Genomic DNA, 25,042 nt, shown 5'->3' on the forward strand with positions numbered 1-25,042 from the left:
CACGAACAGCCCGACCACGACCGCGGCCAGGCCGGTCAGCGCCGCGGCGGCGGCCGGGAGCAGGGCGCGCACGAGCAGGTCCTGGACCGCCTCGGTGTCGTCGACCATCCGGCTCAGCAGGTCGGCGCCGCCGTGCCGGGGCGGGCGCGGCGGGATCAGCGCCTCGTACAGCTCCTCGCGGGTGCCGGCCCGGGCGCGCAGGGCCCCGTCGTGGCCGGGCAGGCGCCCGGCGTAGCGCAGGACGCCCTTGCCGGTGGCGAACGCCCGGGTGGCGACGATCGCCACGCTCAGCGCGGCCAGCTCCGGCTGCTCGGCGGCCCGGGTGATGAGCCACGCGGCGGCGGCGATCAGCCCGAGCCCGGCCAGGTCGGCGCCCGCGCCGGCGAGCACGGCCCAGATCAGCCGGACTCCCGTACGCCCGCTCATCGGTCACCTCCGCGGCTCCGGTCGCGCCCGCCGGCCCGGACAGGCTCGTCGCGGCCCGGGAACGTGTCGGGGGAGGGTGTGTCCGCGTGGGCCGTGTCGGGGGAGGGTGCGTCCGGGTGGGCCGTGTCGGCGATGACGCGGCCCTCGTGGAGGCGGACGACGCGATCGGCCAGCTCGATCATCGCGGGGCGGTGGGCGACGATGACGGCCGTGCGGCCCCGGCTGAGGTCGGCCGTCGCGGCCACCACCGCGGCCTCGCTGCGCCCGTCGAGCCGGGCGGTCGGCTCGTCGAGCAGCAGCACCGGGGCGTGCGGACGGCAGAAGGCCCGGGCCAGGGCGACCCGCTGCCGCTGCCCGGCCGACAGGTTGGCGCCGCGCTCGCCCACCTGGGCGTCGTAGCCGCCGGGCAGCCGCTCGACGAACTCGTCGGCGCGCGCGGCCGCCGCCGCCCGCCGTACCTCCTCCTGGGACGCGTCGGGGGCTCCCAGCCGGATGTTGTCCGCCACCGACGTCGCGAACAGGTGGGGGCGCTGCGGCACGAACGCCAGCCGGTCGCGCCACGCGCCCGGGTCGAGGTCGCGCAGGTCGGCGCCGTCCACGAGCACGCGGCCCTCCGACGGCTGGACGAAGCCGAGGAGCAGGTGGAGCAGCGTGCTCTTGCCGCCGCCGCTCTCGCCGACCAGCGCGACCCGCTCGCCCGGCTCGATGGTGAGGGAGACGCCGGACAGGGCCGCGTCGTCCAGGCCGGGGTAGCGCACGGTGACGTCGTGGAGCTCGATCCGCGGCGCCTCGCGCCCCGGCGGTGCGGCCCCGTCCCGGGACTCGGCGGGGCCGGCGGTCCGGTCGGGGACGGCTCGGGACTCGGCGGGGTCCGCGGTCAGACCCGGGACGGCTCGGGATTCGGCGGGGTCGGCGGCCCGGTCCAGGACGGCGAAGGCGGCGTCGGCGGCGGCCACGCCCTCCATCGAGGCGTGGAAGCGCGTGCCCATGACCCGCAGCGGCAGGTACGCCTCGGGCGCCAGCAGCAGCACCAGCAGCGCCGTCGTCAGGTCCAGCGACCCGCCCAGCAGCCGCAGCCCGATCGGCACGGCCACCAGCGCCAGCGACAGCGACGCGCACAACTCCAGGACGAGCGACGACAGGAACGCCACCCGCAGGGTCCGCATGGTCGCCGAGCGGTGGGCGTCGGCGACCTGCCGGATGACCGTCGCCTGGTAGCGGGCCCGGCCGAAGGCGCGCAGCGTCGGCAGCCCGCGCACCACGTCGAGGAAGTGCCCGCCGAGCCGGGACAGCGCGTGGAACTGCCGCTCGGTGACCGCCTTGGTCGTCATGCCCACCAGCGCCCCGAACACCGGGATCAGCGGCAGCGTCACCAGCACGATCACCGCGCTGGTCAGGTCGGCGGCGAACAGCCGGACCAGCACCGCCACCGGCACCACCGCGGCGACGGCCACGGCCGGCAGGTAGCCGGTCAGGTAGGCGTCGAGCCGGTCGAGGCCGCGGCCGGCGAGCGTCACCAGCTCGCCCGAGCGGTGGCCGCTCAGCCGCGCCGGGCCGAGCTCCTGGAGCCGGCCCAGCAGCCGCCGCCGCAGGGCGGACTTCACGCCGGTGGCGGTGCGACCGCCGAAGACGCCCTGCGCCCAGGCCAGCAGGGCGCGCAGCGCGACCATGGCGACGAGGCCGGCCAGCGCCGTGGCGGCGAACCTGCCGGACAGCACTCCGGCCAGCAGCTCGGCCTGCACCAGCACGAGCAGGCCGGCGATGACCGCGGCGGCCAGGGTGACGGCCAGGTGGCGGCGTACCGACTGCTCGGCCCGCATGAGCCGGAGGAGATCCTTGTGCACGTGTCCTCAGAAGAACGAGGGGGCCGGGACGGCGCCTCTCCCGGGGCGGAAGACGCGCCACACCCATACTTGCGCGCCGACCATGACGGGCGCGAACGGCAGGATCATGAGACCCATCACACCCAGCGTAGAAGACGGGGCGCTGTGGTCGAGCAGGTACGGGAGGCAGGCCGCGAGCACGGCGAGCACGGGCACCGCCGCGGCGAGCCCCGACAGGGCGAGGGCGCGCCCGGAGCGGGTGATGCCGGCGGTCTCGGGCGCGCGCCAGCCGAGGAACGTCCAGCCGTGCCAGGCGAACAGCAGCGTCACGACCACGCCCAGGAGCAGCCCGATCGGGTGGAGCAGCGAGGAGCCGAAGCCCGTGGCGACGGCGTACAGCGTGACGCCCCAGCCGAACGACAGCCCCAGCGACCCCAGCATGATCATCAGGTCCCAGAACCGCCGCCAGCCCGCCCCGTCGATGCGGCGCCGGAACCACAGCCCGGCGTCCCGCACGACCCAGGACAGCAGCATGGCGACCACCATCGGGTAGAGGCCGAACAGCACCTCGCCCTCCAGGCTCGGGTACACGCCGAACAGGGCGCCGGCGACGGCCACCAGCCACACCTCGTTGGCCAGCACGAACGGCGCCATGGCGGCCACCATGCGGTCGCGGGTCTCCTGGGTCCGGCCGATCACCGGCATGAGCAGCCCCACGCCGAGGTCGAAGCCCTCCAGTGCGAAGTAGCCGGCGAGCAGCAGCGTGAAGACGACGAACCAGATCAGTTCCATCGGGGGTGACTCCTAGTAGCTCAGCGCGGGGGCGGGCCGCTCCTCGGCGGCGCCCAGGTCGAGGTCGCGCGGGCCCCGCCTGACCAGCCGGGCGATGAGCGCGTAGTCGGTCAGGGCGAGCAGCCCGAGCACGACGGTGAAGCCGACGAGCGAGGCGGTGATCATGCCCGGGGTCAGGCCGGGGGACAGGGCGTCGGCCACGGTCAGCTTCTCCCAGACCATCCACGGCTGGCGGCCGATCTCCCTGGCCAGCCAGCCGCAGATGGCCAGGGCGAACGGCACGGGCGTCAGGATCATGAGGAAGCGGTGCGTCCACCGCCAGCGCGGCAGGAAGCGGACCAGCGGCAGCATGAAGAACACCGCCACGAGGAAGAGCAGGTTGCCGATCTCCATCATCAGGGCGAGCGGCGTGCTCGCGGTGTCGCCCTTGAACTTGCCCTCCTGCAGGCCGCCGAACTGGGCGTACCCGAAGCCGACGGTGAGCGTGATGCCGATGGCCGCGGTGACGACGCCGGTCCGCATCGAGCGGGTGAAGAACGCCACGTCCTCGGTGCCGCGGCGCAGCCGGTAGGCGCTCGCGCCGACCAGCACCATGCCGGCGGTGAACAGGGCCGCGCTGATCACATGGGGGAAGGCGAAGACCAGGGTCTTGTTCGTGAAGAGGGCGGCGGCGTCGACCAGCTCCATCCGGCCGCCGCGCTCGACGGCGCCGGCGGGGTTCTGGAGGAAGGAGTTGGCCGCCATGATGAAGTAGGCGCTGGCGTACGCGGTGACCGTGACGGCCCAGATGCACGCCAGGTGCAGCCACTTCGGCAGGCGGCCCCACCCGAAGATCCACAGCCCGAGGAACGTGGACTCCAGGAAGAACGCGATGAGCGTCTCCATGGCCAGGGGCGCGCCGAACACGTCTCCGGCGTAGTGGGACAGCCCGCCCCAGGACAGCCCGAACTGGAACTCCATCACCAGGCCGGTCACGATCCCGACCGCGTAGTTGGTGACGTAGAGCTGCCCCCAGAACCTGGTCGCCCGCTCGCGCTCGGGGGCGCCGGACAGCGCCCATCGCGTGTGCATGATCGCCACCAGGGGTGCGAGTCCGAGCGTGAGCAGGACGAACAGGAAGTGGAGGCTTCCCGTCACCGCGAACTGCGTTCGCGCCAGGTCCAGCACGTCCATGCGCGTCAACTCCTTATCAAGACAGCCTACATGTAGGGAGTCTACATGTAGGCTGTCTATATGACGCATGGTTGCCTAGGATCGAGGGCATGAACCCCGACGCGCTCCGCGGCCACATGGACGCTCTGTTGCTGTCCGTGGTGGAGGCCGGGCCGCTGCACGGCTACGCCATCATCGAGGCGCTGCAAGAGCGGAGCGGGGGTGCGCTGACCGTGCCGACGGGGACGGTGTACCCGGCGCTGCGCAGGCTGGAGCGCATCGGCTACCTGTCCAGCGAGTGGGCCACGGTCGGCGGTCGCAAGCGCCGCACCTACCGGCTCACCGACTCCGGGCGCAAGCGGCTGGAGGGGGAGCGGTCGGCGTGGCAGGAGTTCACCAGCGCCATCGGCAGCGTCCTGCGGCCCGGCGCCTCATCGTCCTGAGGCGCGCGGCTGAACGCCGGCGTCGTACTGAGGCGCGCGGCTGAGCGCCGGCGTCGTCCTGAGGCGCGCGGCTCAGCGCCGGCTCGTCCGGTGGCGGGCCGTACCGGTCAGGCGGTGGCGGGGGCCGTGCGGGTCAGGCGCAGGCAGCGGGTGGCGCCGTACAGTTGCACGCCCCAGAAGGCCGACGTCACCAGCTCGGCCAGCATGACCGGCACCAGGGTGTCGAAGTCGCTCGGCAGGCCGGAGACGGCGGTGAGCGCCGAGCTCAGCAGGCCGCACAGCGGAAGCAGGATCATGACGGCCAGCCCGAGGGAGCGGGTGACGAGCCGGGGCCGCCGGATCCACCGGCCGCCGCGGCTCAGCGCCGCCAGCGCGAACCCGCCGTACACGCCGCCCCCGGCCTGCAGGCAGTCGAGCACCCGCGCGATCGGCCCGTACCAGGCCGGCCGGTCCTCCCAGGCGGCGCCGGAGTCGGGGTAGATGCGCCAGACCATCGACCAGATGAGCACGCTCACGGGCAGACTGAGGAACAGCACCGCCGCCAGGCGCCGGCCCGCCGCCGCGGTCAGCTCGTCCTGGTAGCCGGGGGCGATCTCCGCCACCTCGCCGAACTCCGCCACGGCCATCCGCTCGGCCTCGGCGCGGTCGATCCCCTCCGCCTCCAGAGCGTCGGCCGCGTCGGCCAGGCTGTCACGTGCCTCGACGACCAGATCGCGCTTGGGGCCGGCGGGTCCCGCCAGCGCCCTGCCGAGATCGGCCACGTAGTCGTCGATCAGCATGTCCCCAGTGTACGGGCCACCTCTTCGGGGGCCCATCCGGGTTTTCCCCGATCCTCCGTGGCTCCGCCCCCTTGGTCCCCGGCGAGCACCGCCCCCGCTCCGCTCGGACGTCCCGTGCGGGGCCTGCGCCCCTCGCCCCCGCCGGACGATCAAGGTACGTTCACTCACCGGGGATCGGCCGGTCAGCGGCCCGTCCGTCTGGCGATCAGCACCTCGGTCAGCAGCTCCTGCTCCCACCGCCCCGCCGGATTGTCGGCGAGCAGCGCCTCCCGGAGCGCCTCGACGAAGGCGTGCAGCCGGTCGCCGAGCGCGGCGGGCGAGCTGTAGGAGTAGGAGAGCTGGAGTCCGACCAGCCCGTCCACGTCCCAGGTCAGACGGCGCGTGAACGTCCGCGACTCCAGGTGGTCGAACGGTGAGGCGGCCAGGACATCGCGGTGGGGCTCGGCGGTGGCGTGAAAGGAGGTGGCCGCCGCGCTCATGCCGAGGCCGAAGTCCGCGCATACCCGCCGCTCGACCGGCTGCCACGGCTGGGCGTTCGGTTGCCACGGCTCTCCCCGCCGGCTGACCGGGCCGATCAGCGCCACCGCGCCGCGGGGCGGCAGCAGCTCGTCCAGGTCCGCCAGCACCGCCCTGCGGTCCATCCAGTGGAACGACCTGCCCATCACCACGTGATCGAACGGCGGCAGCGCGCGCAGTGTGGTCGAGTCGCCGCGCAGCCACGTGATGGTGGGGGCGCCGGCGGCCAGGCGCCGGCCTGCCGCGAGCATCTCCTCCGCCGGGTCCACGGCGAGCACCGTTCGCACCCGGCCGGCGAGCGGGACCGCGATCGTCCCCGGACCGCAGCCCAGGTCCAGCACCCGGCTGTCCGGGCCGAGCGCTCGGGCCAGGTGCTCGATCGCCGCTTCCCCGTACGCGGGGCGATACCTGGCGTAGTACGGCGCGGCGCCGCCGAACAACTCCTCCACGCACCAGAACCCTAGACGAACCCGGCCCCGGCCGGGCTGCCGTTCAGTCCTGCCGGGATCCTCCGCCACCCCCGTGACGCAGCGGCCGGCCCACCTCGTGCAGATGGCGCAGGGCCTGCCCCCAGGAGGCGAACAGCCCGCACTCGGCGTACTCGACGCCCAGCGAGCGGCAGTAGTCGCGCACGATGGGCTGGGCCCTACGCAGGTTCGCGCTGGGCATGCCGGGGAACAGGTGATGCTCGATCTGGTAGTTCAGGCCGCCGAGCGCGACGTCCATGAGGCGCCCGCCGCTGACGTTCCTGGAGGTCAGCACCTGGCGGCGGAGGAAGTCGAGCTCGTCCTGCGCCGTCAGCACCGGCATGCCCTTGTGGTTGGGAGCGAACGTGCAGCCCAGGTAGACGCCGTAGCAGGCCTGGTGAACGGCCAGGAAGGCGAGCGCCTTGGCCGGCGGCAGCACCACGAACAGCGCACCCGCGTAGGCCAGGACGTGCGCGACGAGCAGCAGCCCCTCGGCGAGGCGGTTCTTCAGCGCCGGGCGGCGCAGCGCGCGGAAGCTCGACACCTTCAGGTTGACGCCCTCCAGCGTGAGCAGCGGGAAGAACAGCCACGCCTGCCGGCGCCCGACCAGCCGCGGCAGCCCGCGCGCGACCTCGGCCTGCTTCCGCGACCAGAGGAGGATGTCCGGCGAGACGTCGGGATCGTGGTCCTCGTGGTTGGGGTTGGCGTGGTGGCGGGTGTGCTTGTCCATCCACCAGCCGTAGCTGAGGCCGACGGCCAGGTTGCCGACCAGCAGCCCCGCGATCCTGGCGGTACGGCGCGAACGGGAGATCTGGCCGTGCGCGAGGTCGTGGGCCAGCAGCGTGACCTGGGCGAAGGCCACAGCCAGCAGCACCGCCACCGGCATCTGCCACCAGGAGTCCCCCACCACGGCGAACGCCGCCCAGCTCCCCACGAACAGGGTCGCGACCAGTCCGATCCGAATCGCATAGGAGCCGGGCCGCCGCTCCAGCAGCCCCGCCTCCGCGACGCGGCGCGACAATCTCGCGAAGTCGCTGCCCCGCTGCGGGCGGGACGCCTCCACCACAGTCACATCTGTCTCCCATGCTGACGAAGCCGGTCATGCGTGATCGCTTGCCAGCATCGCGCGAGCCAGGGGGTGCGCGGACCCCCGCTGTCGCCCGTTCTTCCGGTAGTGCCAGCCCTACCACCGAAGCGAGAACGCCGGAAGGAACCTCTCAAAGTGCGTTATGCGAGCCTCTGTCCGTGATGGAGGAGGCATACCCCGAGGCCGTCGAGGCGGCGCACGCCGACTTCGCCGACCTCCAGGACGTCGACGGCATCCCGCGTCCCCGCCGAGTACGCATCCGGTGCCCGGACGATCCGCTCACGCTGGAGGAAGCCGACCTCCGACAGCGCCTCCAAGACCAGGTCCTCCAGCCCATCGAGGCCGAGTAGCCAGCAAGATCAATCACTTGGCGCCAACCGCTGTTCCGTTGTTCCCCGGGGCCGGACGGGTCGTAGATGCCGGCGAGCGGCCCGGCGAGCATCTCCAGCACCAGGCCGTGCGCGGTCATGTGGTCGGCCAGCCCGGTGAGCTCGGCGGCGTCACGGCCCAGCCGCTTCATCTCATACACCGTCAGGATGACCCGGCAGTGCGGGGCGTGCGCCTTGATCTGCCGAGCCAGTGCGAGTGCCGCCTCGAACTGGGGACGCACCTTCACCCGGGTCGAGATCTTCTCGGACAAGATTTTCTCGCGGCCGATGCCGCGCGCGGCCAGCGCGTCCAGTTGCGACTGCAACTTCTGGGTGAGCGCGGAGCAGCGGGCGTAGCCGATCCGGATGTCGGCCGACGGCCCCCATCACTGAGCGGCGCGGGCGGCGGTGTGCCCGGCCGCCACGGCTGGCCCGGGTTCCGGTCGGCCGGGGTCGGCACCCGCAGCAGCTTGGCCAGCGGGGCCACTTTGGGAAAGCGGCCGGTGTGGTAGCCGGCCACCGCGCCCGAACGTGACCGGCACGGCGAACCTGCCGCGACGGTGCATCGCGGGCACGGGTGACGCTCGACCTCATCAGCGTCACGGGTGTGTTCCTCGCCGATGACGGACAGCGGGGCGGAGTCGGTGTGTTCGCGGGGTTCCGGGGCCTCGGCCACCCTCAGATGTGAGAACGAGTTCTGAGAAGAAATCAGCCTCTCCGGCAATCCCAACCGGCCCTGCGGAGCCTTCTGGTGATCTTCTCTGGCAATCGAGCATTTATGAGAACACGAAAGTCACCAACATGACGCATAGCTTGGGGCTCGTCACCCGGACCGAGCGGAGTGGAAGGCCTCTGTGGGGCGCGAATGGTGGTCTCTTCGACGAGATGTAGGTCGAGCAGCCCGAGGTGCTACTCGGCGACGGCCTCGGTGGCCGCAGCCCTGAGGTCGACGTCAAGGCTGCGGCGGCCGAGGCTCGGGTCAGCTGATCTCTGGAACGGCGGGCTTGTCGTCCGTCCACCCGGCCTTGAACGTCTTCACACCGGACTTGCCGAGCATCGTTTTGCCGCCGTCGGTGAGGTCGGTGTACTCGGCCAGCAGCGTCATGGCCGTGGTGTCCACGAGGAGCTGCTGTTTGAGCACCGACCCCTTTCTGGACGAGACGGGCAGGGCGAGCTTCTGGCCGGAGCGGCCCAGCGGGTCCTTGGCACGGCCGAGGTCGCTGACGCCCTTGGTGGTCTTGAGGACCTGGTAGGCGGCAGTCCTGACCTTGTCAGGTGCGGGGTTGGCGTACAGGAGCTCGGCCGCCCTCTGGGCGACATATCGGTCGAGGTTGACCAGCCAGTCGTTCTTCGTGGCCTTCGGGGCAAAGGTCTTGGCCTCTTCGGCGCCCTCGTCGATCCAGGTGTTGACTTCGGCGGTCAGCTGCTTCCTGAGCGCCTCGGCGTCCGTCGGCAGCGCCTGGAGTTGCTGGTATGTAAGGTATTTCTCGCCCAATCGGAACCCGTCGGGCCGCCCCTTGCTCGCCTGCACGGAGCCCTTTCCGGGCTGGGTGGACAGGTGGATCTTCATGCCTTCCGTGCGATAGGCCCAGGTGGTCGGCGACCCGTCGGCGCGCCAGGCCGCCTCGTCCTTCTTGGTCGCGGGCTTGGCTCCCAGCTCACGGAGGCCGCTCCAGCTTTTTCCCTCTGGCGACAGCCACTCGGTGCTGATACTGCGCTGGGTCAGGTAGTAGCCGCTGCCGACCGCGCGAGGGTGGGTCCTGGTGTAGGTCGTCTCGACCCGCCAGTACGCCGCCTTCGGCGCGTCGGCGGACGCAGGAGCGGCGGCCACACCGGCGAACAGCAGCCCAGCGGCAACGGTAAGAGTGAATCTCATTTCTTCTCCTTCAACGGGTTGGAATCCGCCCAGCGGCTGTCCTGGATCGCGGTGTACGTCAGGAGCAGACCGTTCGCGGTGGAGCGGGTTTCGATGGAGAGGGGCTTGCCGGAGGTGGGGTCGATGACCAGCCGGGTCCTGGTCGCCCCCCTGTAGTTCGGCGGGGCGAACTCGCCGGACTCGTACTCGATTGCCTGCCCGGCCCGGCCCAGCGCATCGGTCATCTGCCCTACGGCGGTGACCCCGGGCACGGAGGCGAGCAGCCGGTACGCGGCGGCCCTGGTCTCGCTCGTGACCGGTGCGAAGAACAGCAGCCGTGCCGCGGTGTCGATGGTCGTGCGGTCGTCGGCGGCGATGAGCGCCTTCAGCCCTTCAGGGGTGTCGGGCACCTCGCTCATCTTGGTCAGCGGCTTGCCCGCCGTGAGGATGCGGAAGTCCCAGTCCTCGGTCGACCAGGTCCGCTGCTCACCGGGTTCGGACCGAACGACACCGGAGCGGCCGGTTTCCGAGGGCTTGTCATACGTCCAGGACGTCGGCGAGCCGTCGGCGACCCAGGCCGTCTCGTCCTGGGGCGTCGCGGGTTTGATCCCCTGGGGGGTGTGGCGGTACCAGGTGCGCCCTTCGGGGTCCGCGGGGATCCAGGTCTCGACCGACTCGCTCTCACGCAGGACGTACCGTCCGCCGGGCTCGTGGAACTGCTGGCCGTGGACCTCCGTGCTGCCCCACCATGCTCCTTCGTCCGGCATGGCGGCCACTGAGCCGGCCGCGACCAGCAGGAACCGCTTGCCGTCCGCCTGGACGGCCGCGCCATAAGGAGCGGGCACGCTGGCGGGCGTGATGTGCGTGATGACGATCGCCGCCGCGGCGGCTCCGGCCACGCCGAGTGCCAGCGCACTCCACCTGGCGGCCCTGCGGCCACGCCGTACCCGCTCCTGGGAGAAGGCGACGGCCAGCCGTTCGCGCCCGGCCCGCTCGACCTCGGGCGACAACGGCGGCGCGGGCAAGAGGTCCCGCACCGCCCGGTAATCATCCATCAGAGCCTCCAAACAAGGGATTGACGCCGCCCAGGGCGGCACGAAGCTTCCTGCGCACCCGAGACAGGCGGGATCCGACGGTGCCGTACGGGATGTCGAGCGCCTGGGCCACCTCTTCATGGCTCAGCTCGGCCAATGCGCTCAACAGCAGCACGTCTCTGTCGCCGTCGGACAGCGCGCGCAGTCCGGCCGCGAGCCGCCCCTGTGTGCTCACGGCGTCCATGCGGGCGATCACGCGATCCTCGTGGCCGTGCTCGCGGTCGTCGTCCGCGCCGGCGCTGCGCTGCAGCGCCGCCAGCCGTCGGGTTTCGGCGCGCCGGTGTAGCGCGATCACGTTGCCGGCAAAGCCGTAGAGCCAGGGACGGACCGCGCCACGCTGGGGATCGAACGTCTCACGTTTCCTGAAAGCGGCCAGGAACACCTCGGCCGTGAGATCGTCCGCGGCCTGCCGGTCGAGCCGCCTGCCCAGGTAGGCGTGGATCTCGCTCACATACCGGTCATAGATCTCCCCGAACCGTTCGGGTGTCCGGCGCGACAACTCCACCAGAGCCTCGTCGCTGACCGTCTCCGGCGGATCGTCGAGGCCCGGAGCCGTCATCTTGGCAGTCACACCCCTACTCAACCGATGAGGCCTTCCGCTTTCACGGCCAGTGAAAGTCGCCGCCGCTTCCGGTGGAGTACAGGTGATCCGTCGTTCGAGGCGGACCAAGGGACACTGGCCGGAAGAGAATATGAGAAGCAGATTTGCGCTACTTACAGGGATCATGGTGCTGGCGCTCACCGCGCCGGGGGCGGCAATGGCCGAGGACAAGCCCGCGCCGCCCGCCACTCCTGTCACGGTCACCCTGATCACCGGAGACCGAGTGACACTGACCGGACCGGACGGCGGCTTCCTCGTAGAGCGGGGCGCGGGCCGTGCCGGGATCTCCTTCGTCATCGACAAGCAGGACGGGCGGCTTCGGGTGTTACCCAGCGACGCGGCCGTGCTGGTGCGCCGGGGACGGCTCGATGCGCGACTGTTCGACGTGACGACGCTCGTCGAGTTCGGCTACGACGACCGCCGCGGAGACCTGCCGCTCATCGTGACCGGCTCGGGGCCGGCACGGGCGAGCGGGTTACGCTCGGCGATGACGGCGGGTGGCGCCCGGGTGACGCGTGAGCTGAGCGCGGTGTCCGGCCTGGCCGTACGGACCGCGAAGCAGGACCGGTCCCGGTTCTGGAGCGGCGTTGCCGGCAGTGAGCACGCCCTGTCCGGCGGCGGCGTGGGGAAGATCTGGCTGGACGGTCTGCGCAAGCCGACGCTGGACACCAGCGTCAAGCAGATCGGCGCACCCGCCGCGTGGGAGCGGGGGTACACCGGCGCCGGGGTGAAGGTGGCGGTGCTCGACACCGGCGTGGACGCCACGCACCCCGACCTGGCCGGCCGGGTGAGCGCGCAGGCCGACTTCACCGGATCCTCCGACGCCGCCGACCGCAACGGGCACGGCACCCACATCGCCTCCACCATCGCCGGCAGCGGCGCCGCCTCCGGCGGGACGTACAAGGGGGTCGCGCCCGCCGTCAGCATCCTGGCCGGGAAGGTCTGCGTGACCCTCTGCGAGGAGTCGGCGATCCTTGCGGGCATGCAGTGGGCGAGCGAGCAGGGCGCGAAGGTGGTCAACCTGAGCCTGGGCGGCGCCGACACCCCCGAGATCGACCCGCTGGAGTCGGCGGTGGCGACGCTCACCCAGCGCTACGGCATGCTGTTCGTGGTGGCCGCGGGCAACAGCGGCAACGAGCGGTCGGTGGAGTCGCCGGCCAGCGCCGACGCGGCCCTGGCGGTGGGGGCCGTCACCAAGTCCGACGAGCTGGCCGATTTCTCCAGCAGAGGTCCGCGCGCCGCCGACTCGGCGCTCAAGCCGGAGATCACCGCGCCCGGGGTGGACATCGTCGCCGCCCGCGCCAAGGACGCGCCGTTCGGGGAAGGCTCCTACGTCGCGATGTCGGGCACCTCGATGTCCACTCCGCACGTCGCCGGGGCTGCCGCGATCCTGGCCGGGCAGCACCCGGACTGGAGCCCGGGCACGCTCAAGGCGGCGCTGATGGGATCGGCGTCGCCCAACCCCGCAGTGGCCGTCTTCGACCAGGGCGCGGGCCGGGTCGACGTGGGACGGGCCACGGCCCAGGCGGTCACTGCCGAGCCGGGCGGCGTCGGCTTCGGCGTGCAGCAGTGGCCGCACGACGACGACAAGCCCCTCACACGGCAGATCACTTACCGCAACCAGGGAGCCGCGGCAGTGACGCTGGAGCTGTCCGTGGAGAGCCAGGGCGCCGCGAAGCCGTTCACGGTCACTCCCACGTCCGTGACGGTGCCCGCGGGCGGGCAGGCCGACGTCTCGGTCACCGCCGACACCACGGCGGCCCCGGTCGGATACCTCGGCGGCTACCTCGTCGCCGCCGGCGGCGACATCCGAGTGAGCACGCCGCTGGCGGTGGAGAACGAGAGGGAGACCTACGCGCTGAACCTCGAACACACCGGCCGCGACGGCAGCCCGACCGCCGACTACCTCACCACGCTGCACCGGACCGACTCCTCCGGCCTCATCAAGGAGATCACCGTGCAGAACACCGGCGACGGCGCCGTCACCCTCCGCCTGCCCAAGGGCGGCTGGATGATCAGGAGCACCCTGTTCGACGGCGACCACACCACCCAGCTGATCCACCCCGGCCTCGACCTGGCCCAGAACCAGACCCTCGACCTGGACGCCCGTCTGGGCAAGCCGATCTCGGTCACCGTGCCCGACCCGCCGGCCACGCCCGTCGGCGCGCAGGTCACCTTCAGCGACGGGAAGCTCTCCTATCCCCTCGTCTCGGAACGGTTCGAGAACCTGACGACCGCGCAGCTCGGCCCCGACCGGGCCTACGACGGGTCACTGACCCAGATCACCGGCACGTGGGCACCCCCCGGCGGCTCCCGCGTCTACCGGCTCGCATGGTTTCACGAGGGCGGCATGGTCACCGGGTTCCACCGTAAGGTGGCCGGCCGTGACCTGGCGGCCATCCACACCACCTATGCCGCCCACCTGACCGGCGGCAGGGGCCGCGCCGCCGCAGCCGCCCAGCCGCCCGGCGGCCCGATCACCGACCTCCTGACCGAGACGACCTTCACCACGCCATCCGTGCGCACCGAGTACGTCAACGCCGACGGCGGAGCGAAGTGGCGCCGCTACTTCTGGGAGGACGGCCCCGACAGCGGTGAGACCGCCTTCGAGTCGGCCCTCACCGGCTACACGCCCGGCCGCGCCTACCGGGAATCGTGGAACCTGGGCGTCTTCGCTCCCGTCCTGGCGGGGGGTGAGGACCCCGGCGGGCTGACCCGGTTCGGAGACTCGATCCGGGCGCAGGTGCCCATGTACGGCGACGGCGCCGGTCACGTCGGCTGGTCGGCTACCACTCGGGCGCGTGTCGCGCTCTACCGCGACGGCGTCCTGTTCGCCGAACGATCCGAACTGGGAGGAAGGGGGTTCCGCGTCCCACTGAGCGTGGCGAACTACCGGCTGGTCGTGGAGGCTGAGCGGGGCGCACCCGCCACCCTGTCGACCCGCACCTCGGCCGCCTGGACATTCCGCTCCGAGCACACCGAGGACGACCACCCGCTGCCGGTCTCCGTCGTTCGCTTCACCCCCGCGTTGGATGCCCGTAATACCGCACCCAGCGGCGAAACCTACCGGGTACCGGTCCGCGTGGAACAACAGCAGGGCTCGACCGCCGGTGAGGTGCGCGAGCTCACCGTGGAGGTCTCCTTCGACGACGGCGCCACCTGGAGCCCGGCCCAAATCCACAAGGGCCAGGTCACGGTGAACCACCCGGCTGCGGAGGGGTTCGTCTCCCTGCGCGCCAAGGCCACCGACACCGCAGGCAACACCGTCGAACAGACCGTCATCCGGGCCTACCGCATCGCACCCAGGAACTGACCGCGGGCCGTGGGATTGCCACCGCGGGTGCGTCCCGCCGGGGATAGTGGCCTTGATGCCGCGCCGACGCTGGAGAGGCCGGACATGGCGTGAGACTGACACAATTCACCATGTGATCGGTCATGTCGATCATCTGACCTGACCGCTGCTGACATGCGAGGGCGCCCCTACCGCGCCGCGCGAGGTGGGGCGCCCTGGCATGCCTGGAGGCCCCATGCCGGTCAGTTTCCTCACCGCCGAGCAACGTAGTCGGTGCCGCGTCTTCAACGCCGTCCCTGACATCGCCCAGCTGGGCGCCTTCTTCCACCTGGATGCCGACGATCGGCGCCGGGCGATGGCCGCCAACGGCGCCCGCAACCAGCCGGCTACGTCACCCTGCTCAAGCTCTACCTGACCCGCGCAGGCGACACCGCCGGACCGCTGTTCCGCGCCTCCATCAACGGCCACGGCGGAACCCTGTCCTACGACGCCCACCATCGCTGGCAGAGCTACTGCGCCGCCGGTGTCGAGATCGACATTCACCAGCTGCGTCATACCCATGCCACCGAACTCATCAACGCCGGCGCCTCCACCGAGACCACCCAGCTGTACGCGTTGCTCGACGACAAGGTCGCCGACTCTGAGATCCGCGCCGCCCGCCGGCGCCGCGACCGGGCAACCCGCTGAAGAACCTTCATGACCAAGAGCGACCTCACTCGTTGCGGCCAAGATCCTTCTCAGCGCCAACGGCTGTCCGCTGGTTCCTCACCCCCGACCTTCTGTGCGGCGGTGGCCTGGGCGCGGGTACGGGTGCTGGCACCGGACTGCCGCAACATCATCGACTGGAAGCTGATCGACAAGCACTGGATCGACCTGATGCAGGTGGCGATCTCCATCAGCGAGGGCCGGCTGAGCTCGGCCATGCTGATGCGGCGCCTGCGCTCCAACTTCCGCAAGAACCGCATCTACAAGGCCTGTGGATGCGCGCGGCCCGCATGGTGGCCCGGAAGGCGTGGGCGTGCTCGGCGGCCCAGGAGCGGAACGTGCGCGCGGCGCTCCCGGTGACCCGCTCCACGGTGGCGGTGACCGGTGCAGGGCCGCCGGTCATCTCGGCCTGCGCGCGCAGGACGCCGTCCACGGCCTCGGCGGGCCAGCCGCGGGCGAGCATGCTCCGCCGCGCGTCCTGCGGGGATATCTCCTCCCAGCGCACCGGACGGCCGATCGCCTCGCCGATGACGCGCGCCTGCTCGGCCTGGGTCAGTGACTGCGGCCCGGTCAGCTCGTGGACGGCGCCGTCGTGCCCGTCGCCGGTCAGCGCCCGCACCGCGACTGCGGCGATGTCCCGTTCGTGCACCGGGGACATGGCGGCCCGGCCGTACGGCTCGCGCACCACGTCCCCGGTACGGATCTGCCCGGCCCAGCGCAGGGCGTTGGCCGCGAAGGCGTGCGGGCGCAGGACCGTCCATTGCAGCCCGGACCCGGCGACGAGCCGCTCGGCCTGCCGTTCGTGGTCGCGGACGGCCGCCGACGACAGGTAGACCACCCGGCGGGCGTGCTCGGCGATCATCGCCAGCACCGGCTCCAGCCCCTCGGCCGAGGCGAACGGCCAGACCAGGAACACCGCCTCGACGCCCTCGACGGCGGCGCTCAGGGAGCCGGGCACGGTCAGGTCCCCCCGCACGCCCTCCACCGCGGGCGGCAGATCGGCCGGTTCCCGGCTCAGGGCGCGAACGCCGGCTCCGGCCTCCACCAGTTGCCGGGTCACGTGGCGGCCGACCGTGCCGGTCGCCCCGGTGACCAGTATCTGTCGCGGCATCACACTGCTCCCTTTCGACGATCTCTACTGATCGTCAACCGTAGGGGGAGGGGGCGGGATGACCAATGCTGCAATGTCTCCGTTTCATGCGTGATCGTCTTGTGTTAGCTTCTCCGGGTGGACGTGCTCAGCGACGCGATCGCGATCATGCGCTCCGGGCGGCCCCGCTCCGCGCGCGTCGCCTGGCGGGCCCCGTGGGGACAGCGTTTCCCCGCGGTGCCGGGATCGGCGGGTTTCCAGGTGATCCTGCAGGGCTCCTGCCGGCTTGTCCCGCCCTCCGGCGATCCCCTCGTGCTCGGGGCCGGCGATGTGGTGTTCTTCCCCCACGGCCACGGGTACGGCCTCGCGGACAGCCCGTCGACGCCGCTCGCCGAGCCCGCGTGCGACCCGCTGGAGGACGCCGGCCTGTTCGTCTCCGACTCCGCCGGGCACGACGGGCCCCTCACCGTGACCCTGTGCGGCGGTTACCGGCTCGACCCCCGCCACGTCCACCCTCTGCTGCGCGACCTGCCCGAGACGATCCACCTGCCCGCCCGGCCGGGCCGCCATCCCGAGCTGCGCGCGGCCGTCGACCTGCTCGGCAACGAGGTCGGCGACCCCCGCCTCGGCGCGGACACCGTCGTGCTCGCCCTGCTCGACATGCTGCTGCTCTACATCCTGCGCGCCTGGTTCGAGGAGCGGCCCGCGCAGGAGAGCGGCGCCGGCTGGGCCAGGGCGCTGACCGACCCGGCGGTCAGCGCCGCCCTGCGGGCCGTCCACCGCGACCCCGCCCACCCGTGGACCGTCCAGACCCTCGCCGCCGAAGCCGGCCTGTCCCGCGCGGCCTTCTCCCGCCGCTTCACCACGCTGGCCGGCAGACCGCCCCTGACGTACCTGACCTGGTGGCGCCTGACCATCGCGGCCGAGTTCCTGCGCGCGGGCGACGCCCCGCTCGGCGAGGTGGCCGCCCGCGTCGGCTACGGCTCCGAGTTCGCCTTCGCCAACGCCTTCAAGCGCCAGTTCGGCATCGCGCCCGGCAGGTACCGGCGCCAGAGCTCCATCGACTCGCTCCGTGAGGCCGCTCCCGGTCGCTGAGTCGCGGCCCGTTCCACGTCCGCCCGCCCCGCGGCGCGTGGTGTGCGGCGAGTGAGCGGCGCGACGTCGTGAGCGCGTGGTGCGGCGGTCAGGTGCGGACCACGATGACGGGCGCCCGCGCGTGGTGCAGGACCGCGTGAGCGGTGCCGCCGAGGCCGAGCAGGGTGCGCGTCGCGCCGTGCGCGGCCCCCACGATCACGGCGTCGGCCTCCGCCGAGGCGCCGGCCAGCGCCTTGGCCGGGTGCCCGCGCACCACCTCCGCGACGAGCTCCACATCCGGGAACTTCTCGGCCGATCCGAGCAGGAACTCCGCCAGCCGTTGCGCCTCGTCCCGCCCCGCCGCCTCGGTGTCGAAGACCACGGGCTGCACGGTCCAGGGCTCGACCGTGCCGGGGTGCGTCCACGCGTGGACGGCGCGCAGGACGGCCCGCCGGAGCGCCGCCTCGCGGAAGGCGTACTCCAGCAGGGCTTCCTCGCCGGGCTGCCCCGACACGCCCACGACGATGACCCCGTGTTCGCCGGTCGGCCTCTCCCGGACGACCGCCACGGGGCGCGGCGCGCGGGAGGCCACGTGCCGGCTCACGGAGCCGAGCAGCAGCTCGGCGAACCCGCCACGGCCCCGGTTCCCGACCACCACCAGTTGCGCGGCCTCGGCGGCATGGACGAGCGCGTCCTCCGGCCGGTCCGAAGCCACCTGCGTGGTGACCTCCAGGCGCGGCCTCCTCGACCGGATCTCGGCCGCCACCTGCCTGAGCTGCTCGTGCGCGGCCTTGTCCGCCTCGATGTCCCAGCCGGCGGGCTCGGGGACCAGCAGCACGTCGGGCGACCAGAGCGCCATGGCGTGAAGGACGCTCAGCGGGGCGTCACGGACGGCCGCCTCCTCCTCCGCCCAGGCGAGGGCCTGCCGCGAGGAGTCTGATCCGTCGAACCCGACGACGATCGGCTCTGTCATGGTCGTCACCTCACACGCTCCCGCGACCCCCCGTCGCGCCGGAGCCCTGCCATGGGTATCGCCGTTTCACGCCCTTCGAACCAACCCCGAAGGCATGCGCGCGGGCAAGGGTGCGGCGGGCTCTTGAAACGTTCATTGCCTCACGCCTGGCCCCGCCGAGGGTTCCCCCTGCTGGGACGCGACCCCTTTGAGACGGCCGGCCTCCGCCACCCCGCTCTTCACGGCGAACGTTTTACGCCTTCCGCCCGGCTCCGTCATGCTCGGGGGTCACCGCCCCAGAGGTCCGCCGGAAAGGACATGACATGCGGTTACGCACCACCGCGACGACGGCCGCCGCCCTCGCCCTCGCCGCCGCTCTCACCGGCCCACCCGCCCCCGCTCATGCGGTGAGGCAGGCGGCCGGACCCGCCAAGCAGATGGAGGACCTCGACCGCGGCCTGGTCAGCGTCCGCTCCGGGGCCGGGAACCTCGTGTCGTGGCGGCTGCTCGGCACCGACCCCGAGGGCGTCACCTTCAACCTCTACCGGGGCTCCACCAGGATCGCCTCCCTCGCCGCCGCCACCGACCACCTCGACGGCGGGGCCGCCGCCGACGCCACGTACACGGTCAGGGCCGTCGTCGGCGGCGTCGAGCAGGCCGCCTCCCCGCCGTCGCTGCGCTTCACCGGGGGCGCCTACCTCGACGTGCCGATCCAGCCGCCCCCCGGGGGCACGACCCCGGACGGCGTCGCCTACACCTACAGCGCCAACGACGCCAGTGTCGGCGACATGGACGGCGACGGCCAGTACGAGATCGTCCTCAAGTGGGACCCGTCCAACGCCAAGGACAACTCCCAGTCCGGCTACACCGGCAACGTGTACGTCGACGCGTACCGGCTGAACGGCACGCGGCTGTGGCGCCTGGACCTCGGCCGCAACATCCGCGCGGGCGCGCACTACACGCAGTTCCAGGTGTACGACTACGACGGCGACGGGCGGGCCGAGGTGGCGATGAAGACCGCCGACGGCACCCGGGACGGCGCCGGCGCGGTGATCGGCAACGCGTCCGCCGACCACCGCAACTCCAGCGGCTACGTGCTGTCGGGGCCCGAGTACCTCACCATGTTCGACGGGCTGACCGGCGCGGCCAGGTCCACGGTCTCCTACGACCCGCCGCGCGGCACCGTCTCGTCGTGGGGCGACTCGTACGGCAACCGGGTGGACCGCTTCCTGGCCGGCACCGCGTACCTCGACGGGGAACGTCCGTCGCTCATCATGGCGCGCGGCTACTACACCCGCTCCGTCATCGCCGCCTGGGACTTCCGCAACGGCACGCTCACCAAGCGGTGGACGTTCGACTCGAACACGGCCGGCTCACGCTGGACGGGTCAGGGCAGCCACAGCCTGTCGGTCGGCGACGTCGACGCCGACGGCCGCGACGAGATCGTGTACGGGGCGATGGCCGTGGACGACAACGGCACGGGCCTGTGGAGCACGGGCACGGGCCACGGCGACGCGCAGCACCTGGGCGACTTCGAGCCGGGCCGGGCGGGCCTCGAGTACTTCAAGGTGAGCGAGAGCGGCTCCCAGCCGTCCTCCCTGTACATCGACCCGCGCACCGGCCAGATCCGCTGGTCCACTCCGGCGTCCGGCGACAACGGGCGCGGCGTCGCGGGCGACGTCTGGAGCGGCTCGCCCGGCGGCGAGTTCTGGTCGGCCGCCGACACGAGCCTGCGCGACGTCAACGGCGGTGCCCTCGGCCGCGAGCCGTCCGCCGTGAACTTCCTCATCTGGTGGGACGGCGACCCCGTCAGGGAGCTGCTCGACCAGACCAGGATCGACAAGTACGGCCCGGGCGGCGACACCCGGCTGCTCACGGCCTCCGGCGTGCACTCCAACAACGGCACCAAGGCCACCCCGTCGCTGTCGGCGGACCTGTTCGGCGACTGGCGGGAGGAGGTCGTCTGGCCCACCAGCGACAACCGCGCCCTGCGCGTGTACGCCACGACCACGCCCACGGACCGGCGCCTCTACACGCTGATGCACGACCCGCAGTACAGGGTGGCGATCGCCTGGCAGAACACCGCCTACAACCAGCCGCCGCATCCCGGCTTCTTCATCGGGGACGGCATGCCCACGCCTGCCCGGCCCTCCATCTATGTCCGTTGAGAAGGGAACGGGCGTCGTCAGGGACGTGACGCGCACGTGCACGCCAGGGTGACCAGGATGCCGCGGTCCCGGTTCACATGCGACACCGTGCCGCAGCCCAGGCAGTAACGGCAGGGGAAGGCGCCGGCGACCATCGGGTCGAGCCAGCGCGGGTCCTCCCAGACCGGCGGCTCGTGGACGGGCCGGGGCCGCTCCTCGGGCTCCCTCCCGCCGCTCACCCAGCCGCGTCCATGGCAGAGCATGCAGGCGAGGAACAGGCCGCCGAGCCGGTGCCCTCGGTGGCCGCCGCACTCGGGGCACATCATCGGGCCGGTCACCTCGCCCTCCCGGGGGCGCTCCGGCCGGTCCGCTCTCCACCGGCGCCCGCGCGCACGCCGCGTGTCGCGGGCGTCTGCTTTTTGCCCATGCCGGAACCGTAACCGCACGAGCACGAACTGTCCGTGACTTCGGGCAGATCGCACGATCTCCCACCGGCCCACCGGCCCACCGGCCCACCGCCACCGGGCTGCCCGCGCCGGAGGGCCCGGACCGCCCCGCTACGTCAGGGCCGGGGCCGTCAGGGAGAAGCGCCGGGCGAAGGCGGACATCTCCTCCCGCTGCCCGTCCACGTCGGGAGTGGACGTGCTGATCACGAGGCGGGTCACGCCCTGCGCGGCCAGCTCCTCGACCCGATCGCCGGTCATGTCGATCGTCCCCCACCGGGTCTGCTCCAGCGCGTCCGGGTCGCGGCCGGCCTCCGCGGCGGACGACCGGACGAGCTCCCACTGGGCGGCCCGCTCGGCGCGGGTCAGCGCGCCACCGGGGAAGTAGCCGTCGCCGCGCTGCCCGGCCCGGCGGGCCGCCGCCCGGCTCGACCCACCGACGTGGATCGGCAGCCCCGCGCCCCCGGACGGCTTGGGGAAGCTGCACAGATTCTCGAACGCGAAGAACTCCCCGGCGTGGCTGACGCCTTCCTCTCCGCCCTCCCACAGCAGCCGCAGGACGTCGATCGCCTCGTCCGCCCGCCGCCCCCGGGTGCCGAAGTCCACCCCGACCGCCCGGGCCTCGCCCGGCAGCGCGCCGATGCCCACGGTCAGCAGCCGCATCCGGCCCCGGGACAGCAGGTCGATGGTCGCCAGCCGCTTGGCGAGCGTCACGGGATGGTGGTACGGCAGCAGCAGCACGCCCGTCCCCAGCAGGATGCGGCTGGTCGCGGCGGCGACGAAGGTCAGGGTGTCCAGCGGGTCGGCGAACGGCAGGGTCGGCGGGATCTCCCACGGCCCGAGCTTCGCCCCGGGATACAGCGCGACGTGCTCCGGAACGTACAGCGCCTCGAAGCCGCACTCCTCGGCGTGCCGGGCGAAGGCGGCGATGGCGTCGGGGTCGACGCCGCTGTGGGCGGTGCTGTAGCTGATCGCGAATCTCATGGTCGTTCCTCTGGCTCGCCCGGCGGCTGACGGTGACAGGGTAGAACCTTGTCACCGGCGTCAAGGCAAGCCGCCGGCGGCCGGGGAGGCCGCCGTTCATCACGGACGAACGACCCTCGGCCGGGAAGCCCGTGTTCGCGTGGGGGATGGGTCGACGGGGAGCCGGCCCCGGCCGGGACCGGCCGCCGCGTCAGGCGGTGAAGGGTACCGGGTGGATCTCGTCGGCGGGGTGGCCCGCCCGCTCGTGGACGCGCTGGACGGCCTCGGCGCTGGGCGCCTCCGACAGGCAGTAGACCACACCGTCCTCCGGGTCGGCCCAGGCTCGCTCGAAGGTCACCTTCTCCTCGTCCTGGATGGCGAGGTCGGCGCTGTGCGCCTCGTTGAGCTGCTCGGCGGTGATGCCGTCCATGCCATGGTGAACGTCGATGAATGTGGCCATGGGTCCCTCCTAGGGCCGTGTTCCACCAGCCTAGGACGGACATAAGCCCTTAAACACCCAACAAGGGGCCAAAGGCTCGCCGCGCGGCCGGCCCGGGGGTTCAGTCGAACAGGTCGGGATCGGAGCGGACGATCTGGTCGTACAGGGGCTGGAAGTTGATCCAGCCGACCAGGTCGTTGCCGATCTGCCCGTGGGTGAGCTTGGCCTGGTCGTGCTCGATGGACACGGTCGGGCCCGCGGCCATGGCCAGCAGCTGGGCCTGGCACGAGCGCTCCATCGTGATGAACCACCAGGCGGCGGCGTCCACCGAGTCGCCCACGGTCAGCAGCCCGTGGTTGCGCAGGATGACGGCCTTGTGCGAGCCCAGCGCCCGCGCGATCCGCCTGCCCTCCTCGGTCTCCACCACCACGCCGGTGTAGTCGTCGAACAGGCCGTGGTCCTCGTAGAAGGCGCAGGCGTCCTGGGTCAGCGGCTCCAGCGGGCGGCCGAGCGAGGACAGCGCCTTGCCGTGCACCGAGTGGGAGTGGGCGGCGGCGACCGCGTCCGGCCGGGCCTGATGGACCATCGCGTGGATCGCGAAGGCGGCCTGGTTGACGTGGTACCTGCCGTGGACCACCTGGCCCTGGTGGTTGACCAGGATGAGGTCGCTCACCCTGACGTGCCTGAAGCTCATGCCGAACGGGTTGACCCAGAAGTGGTCCGGGTGCTCGGGGTCGCGGGCGGTGATGTGCCCGGCCACCCCTTCCTCGAAGCCGAACCTGCCGAACAGCCGCAGCGCGGCGACGAGGCGCTCCTGCCGGTGACGGCGCTCGTCCTCCACGTCGTCGAACTTCTGCGGCAGACGGAAGATCAGCTGGTCGGTGGGGACCGGTTCCAGGTTCATCGTGCCTCCAGCACTCAGGGGTCTGGTCCAGACTGCCGCCCGCTCCCGTCCGCATCAACGTCCTGACGCGGGTGATTCACGGGGCGGTGACCCCGGGGGAGCAGGGCTCCCCCGGGGAGGCGTCAGCGATGGGCGGACGGGGGCTGATGGGGTGAGCTGTGGGCGGCGTGCTGGGCCGTGGACAGGAGCATGGCGCCCGCCGCGATGGCCGTCAGGAGGACGATCCAGCCGGCCGCCCGGCCCATGCGGGCCCCGGCCGCCACCAGAGGCCAGGAGGCGGCCTCCCACCAGCGGTGGCCCGCCAGGCGGCGCATCTCCGTCGCGGCGAAGGCGAAGTCGAGGGACAGGCCGCGGTCGTCGGCGCGCCGGCCGAGCTCCGCGTACAGGGTGGCGAGCCAGCCGGCCCGCAGGTCGCCGGGGTCGCGGGGCTCCGGCCCCGCGCCGGCGGGGTCGAGGAGGCCGGAGCCGCCGCGTAAGGCTCGTTCGTCCGCCAGCACGCTGCGCCGCGAGAACCAGCGCACCATCGGCCGCCGCATGCTCACCCGCACGCCGCGTCCCGTGAGCGCGAAGCGGCAGTCCTTCAGCCGCACGCCCGCCGGATGCGCCAGCCCCGCGAAGCGGCAGGCCGACAGGTCCAGCCCGTACAGCGCGAGGCTCCGCGCGTCCACGTGCCGCAGCGAGGTGATCGACGCGCCGCCGCGGCCCGTCACCGTCGCCTGGCCGCGCAGCACCGCGCCCTCCAGGTCGGCGTGCGAGCCGGTCAGCCGGAGCGTGGTGCTCCCGGCGACCTCGACGCGCCGCAGATCGACGCCGCAGCCGGTGACCGACACGTCGAGCGAGGCGTCGGCGCGGGCGCGGGCGGCGGAAAGGCGGCCGGTGGCCGACAGGTAGGCGTTGGCGGCGAAGTGCGCGGCGTCGAACCCGGCGCTCCCGACGACCTTGCGGAACGACAGCGTCCGCCCGAACCGGGCGCCCCGGAACGTCGCGCCGTCGCCGAGCCGGGCCCCGTCGAAGGTGGCGTACCCGTCGAACCTGGCCCGCTCGCACGACAGCCCGCGCCCGAAGGACGCCTGGCTGAACAGCGCGTCGCGGGCCATGACCGCCCGGTCCAGGGACACGTGGCCGCGCACGGTCACGCCGTGCATCGACAGCTCCCGGGTGAACCGGGCGTCGGCCAGCGACAGATTGCCCTCGAAGCGGGCTCCGAAGAACGAGGCGAGCCGCTCGAAGACGGCGCCGTCGAGCGACACGTCCCCGGCGAACACGACGCCGGTGAGCCGCACGTCGCCGCCGAACCGGGCCCGGTCCAGGCGGGTCCGTCCCGGCCGCCCGCCCGTCGCCTCGATCACGCGGGCGAGCAGATCGCCGCCGATGACCGTGCCGCGCAGGTCGAGCAGGCGGCCGGGGTGCATCTCGCCGATCGCGGCGGCGAGCTGGTCGGGGGGCAGATGCGCCAGGCAGAGGTCGTACGGCCGGCGTGCGATGCCCGTGCAGGCAGCGGAATGCGTGCAGGTGACCCAGTCCATGCAGTCGTCATACCCCGGGCACTCGCGTGTCAAGGTTCGCTAATTTAATGCTCTATCCACATTTATGTAGACATATGTGGGCGGTCGTCCCTCTAAAGTGCCGG

21 protein-coding genes and 3 pseudogenes are annotated in these 25,042 nt (G+C 72.4%); 6 read left to right on the forward strand and 18 right to left on the reverse strand.

The features are described from left to right. The 4 genes and pseudogenes from MTP10_RS24415 to MTP10_RS24430 all read right to left on the reverse strand — a co-directional run. Positions 1-426, reverse strand: a pseudogene (locus MTP10_RS24415) (thiol reductant ABC exporter subunit CydC); the annotation flags it as partial. Then, positions 423-2,270, reverse strand: a complete 1,848-nt coding sequence (cydD, locus tag MTP10_RS24420) for a thiol reductant ABC exporter subunit CydD (protein WP_310711946.1) — start codon at positions 2,268-2,270, stop codon at positions 423-425. The gene cydD and the pseudogene MTP10_RS24415, both read right to left, overlap by 4 nt. Before the next feature lie 6 nt (positions 2,271-2,276). Beyond that, positions 2,277-3,041, reverse strand: a complete 765-nt coding sequence (locus MTP10_RS24425) for a cytochrome d ubiquinol oxidase subunit II (protein ID WP_310711947.1) — start codon at positions 3,039-3,041, stop codon at positions 2,277-2,279. Positions 3,042-3,053: 12 nt separating this feature from the next. Continuing rightward, positions 3,054-4,214 carry a cytochrome ubiquinol oxidase subunit I gene (locus MTP10_RS24430; protein WP_310711948.1) on the reverse strand — a complete coding sequence of 387 codons (1,161 nt, stop codon included), beginning with the start codon at positions 4,212-4,214 and terminating at the stop codon, positions 3,054-3,056. Between the two features lie 89 nt (positions 4,215-4,303). Between MTP10_RS24430 and MTP10_RS24435 the strand changes: the two genes are divergently transcribed. After that, positions 4,304-4,636: a helix-turn-helix transcriptional regulator gene (locus tag MTP10_RS24435; protein WP_310711949.1), complete on the forward strand. Its 333-nt coding sequence runs from the start codon at positions 4,304-4,306 to the stop codon at positions 4,634-4,636. Between the two features lie 107 nt (positions 4,637-4,743). On the opposite strand, the gene MTP10_RS24440 is transcribed toward MTP10_RS24435, so the two are convergent. The 3 genes from MTP10_RS24440 to MTP10_RS24450 form a co-directional block, all read right to left on the reverse strand. Next, positions 4,744-5,415: a permease prefix domain 1-containing protein gene (locus MTP10_RS24440; RefSeq protein WP_310711950.1), complete on the reverse strand. Its 672-nt coding sequence runs from the start codon at positions 5,413-5,415 to the stop codon at positions 4,744-4,746. Positions 5,416-5,597: 182 nt separating this feature from the next. Then, positions 5,598-6,380, reverse strand: a complete 783-nt coding sequence (locus tag MTP10_RS24445) for a class I SAM-dependent methyltransferase (RefSeq protein ID WP_310711951.1) — start codon at positions 6,378-6,380, stop codon at positions 5,598-5,600. Between the two features lie 43 nt (positions 6,381-6,423). After that, positions 6,424-7,461: an acyl-CoA desaturase gene (locus MTP10_RS24450; protein WP_310712129.1), complete on the reverse strand. Its 1,038-nt coding sequence runs from the start codon at positions 7,459-7,461 to the stop codon at positions 6,424-6,426. A gap of 182 nt (positions 7,462-7,643) precedes the next feature. Between MTP10_RS24450 and MTP10_RS24455 the strand changes: the two genes are divergently transcribed. Continuing rightward, positions 7,644-7,835: a hypothetical protein gene (locus MTP10_RS24455; RefSeq protein ID WP_310711952.1), complete on the forward strand. Its 192-nt coding sequence runs from the start codon at positions 7,644-7,646 to the stop codon at positions 7,833-7,835. 140 nt (positions 7,836-7,975) lie between these two features. Here MTP10_RS24455 and MTP10_RS42035 read toward each other — a convergent pair. The 4 genes and pseudogenes from MTP10_RS42035 to MTP10_RS24470 all read right to left on the reverse strand — a co-directional run. Beyond that, positions 7,976-8,179 (reverse strand): annotated as a pseudogene (locus MTP10_RS42035) (recombinase family protein); the annotation flags it as partial. 653 nt (positions 8,180-8,832) lie between these two features. Next, positions 8,833-9,729, reverse strand: coding sequence for a hypothetical protein (locus tag MTP10_RS24460; RefSeq protein ID WP_310711953.1), 897 nt, complete (start codon positions 9,727-9,729; stop codon positions 8,833-8,835). Beyond that, positions 9,726-10,763 carry a CU044_5270 family protein gene (locus MTP10_RS24465; protein ID WP_310711954.1) on the reverse strand — a complete coding sequence of 346 codons (1,038 nt, stop codon included), beginning with the start codon at positions 10,761-10,763 and terminating at the stop codon, positions 9,726-9,728. Before MTP10_RS24465 ends, MTP10_RS24460 begins: the two co-directional genes overlap by 4 nt. Continuing rightward, positions 10,756-11,373 carry an RNA polymerase sigma factor gene (locus tag MTP10_RS24470; RefSeq protein ID WP_310711955.1) on the reverse strand — a complete coding sequence of 206 codons (618 nt, stop codon included), beginning with the start codon at positions 11,371-11,373 and terminating at the stop codon, positions 10,756-10,758. The genes MTP10_RS24465 and MTP10_RS24470 overlap by 8 nt, the downstream gene beginning before the upstream one ends. 154 nt (positions 11,374-11,527) lie before the next feature. On the opposite strand from MTP10_RS24470, the gene MTP10_RS24475 reads away from it, so the two are divergent. After that, positions 11,528-14,716 carry a S8 family serine peptidase gene (locus tag MTP10_RS24475; RefSeq protein WP_310711956.1) on the forward strand — a complete coding sequence of 1,063 codons (3,189 nt, stop codon included), beginning with the start codon at positions 11,528-11,530 and terminating at the stop codon, positions 14,714-14,716. Between the two features lie 675 nt (positions 14,717-15,391). Beyond that, positions 15,392-15,613, forward strand: a pseudogene (locus MTP10_RS42040) (hypothetical protein); the annotation flags it as partial. Here the strand turns inward: MTP10_RS42040 and MTP10_RS24480 are convergent. Next, a complete protein-coding gene (locus MTP10_RS24480; protein WP_310711957.1) occupies positions 15,591-16,511 on the reverse strand; it encodes an NAD(P)H-binding protein in 921 nt (306 codons plus the stop codon). The pseudogene MTP10_RS42040 and the gene MTP10_RS24480 sit on opposite strands and share 23 nt — an antisense overlap. Before the next feature lie 117 nt (positions 16,512-16,628). Here MTP10_RS24480 and MTP10_RS24485 point away from each other — a divergent pair, with 117 nt between their 5' ends. Continuing rightward, positions 16,629-17,585 (forward strand): AraC family transcriptional regulator, encoded by a 957-nt coding sequence (locus tag MTP10_RS24485; RefSeq protein ID WP_310711959.1) that lies wholly within the window; start codon positions 16,629-16,631, stop codon positions 17,583-17,585. A gap of 88 nt (positions 17,586-17,673) precedes the next feature. On the opposite strand, the gene MTP10_RS24490 is transcribed toward MTP10_RS24485, so the two are convergent. Beyond that, positions 17,674-18,537 carry a universal stress protein gene (locus MTP10_RS24490; protein ID WP_310711960.1) on the reverse strand — a complete coding sequence of 288 codons (864 nt, stop codon included), beginning with the start codon at positions 18,535-18,537 and terminating at the stop codon, positions 17,674-17,676. Between the two features lie 302 nt (positions 18,538-18,839). Between MTP10_RS24490 and MTP10_RS24495 the strand changes: the two genes are divergently transcribed. Next, on the forward strand, positions 18,840-20,684 hold the full coding sequence (locus tag MTP10_RS24495; RefSeq protein WP_310711961.1) for a rhamnogalacturonan lyase: 1,845 nt from the start codon (positions 18,840-18,842) through the stop codon (positions 20,682-20,684). A gap of 17 nt (positions 20,685-20,701) precedes the next feature. Here the strand turns inward: MTP10_RS24495 and MTP10_RS24500 are convergent, their stop codons facing one another. The 5 genes from MTP10_RS24500 to MTP10_RS24520 all read right to left on the reverse strand — a co-directional run bounded on the left by MTP10_RS24500 (position 20,702) and on the right by MTP10_RS24520 (position 24,938). Further along, on the reverse strand, positions 20,702-21,001 hold the full coding sequence (locus MTP10_RS24500) for a hypothetical protein (protein WP_310711962.1): 300 nt from the start codon (positions 20,999-21,001) through the stop codon (positions 20,702-20,704). A 219-nt stretch (positions 21,002-21,220) separates the two neighbouring features. After that, complete coding sequence (locus tag MTP10_RS24505; protein WP_310711963.1) at positions 21,221-22,090, reverse strand: TIGR03619 family F420-dependent LLM class oxidoreductase; 870 nt, start codon at positions 22,088-22,090, stop codon at positions 21,221-21,223. Between the two features lie 190 nt (positions 22,091-22,280). Then, positions 22,281-22,529 (reverse strand): SCO4226 family nickel-binding protein, encoded by a 249-nt coding sequence (locus tag MTP10_RS24510; RefSeq protein ID WP_310711965.1) that lies wholly within the window; start codon positions 22,527-22,529, stop codon positions 22,281-22,283. 100 nt (positions 22,530-22,629) lie between these two features. Then, the gene (locus MTP10_RS24515) at positions 22,630-23,412 is read right to left on the reverse strand and encodes a class II aldolase/adducin family protein (RefSeq protein WP_310711967.1); all 783 of its coding nucleotides are present in this window, start codon (positions 23,410-23,412) and stop codon (positions 22,630-22,632) included. A 122-nt stretch (positions 23,413-23,534) separates the two neighbouring features. Beyond that, positions 23,535-24,938: a pentapeptide repeat-containing protein gene (locus MTP10_RS24520; protein WP_310711968.1), complete on the reverse strand. Its 1,404-nt coding sequence runs from the start codon at positions 24,936-24,938 to the stop codon at positions 23,535-23,537. Positions 24,939-25,042 lie beyond the last annotated feature (104 nt).

The organism is Nonomuraea sp. 3-1Str, from assembly GCF_031570565.1.
Lineage (GTDB): Bacteria > Actinomycetota > Actinomycetes > Streptosporangiales > Streptosporangiaceae > Nonomuraea.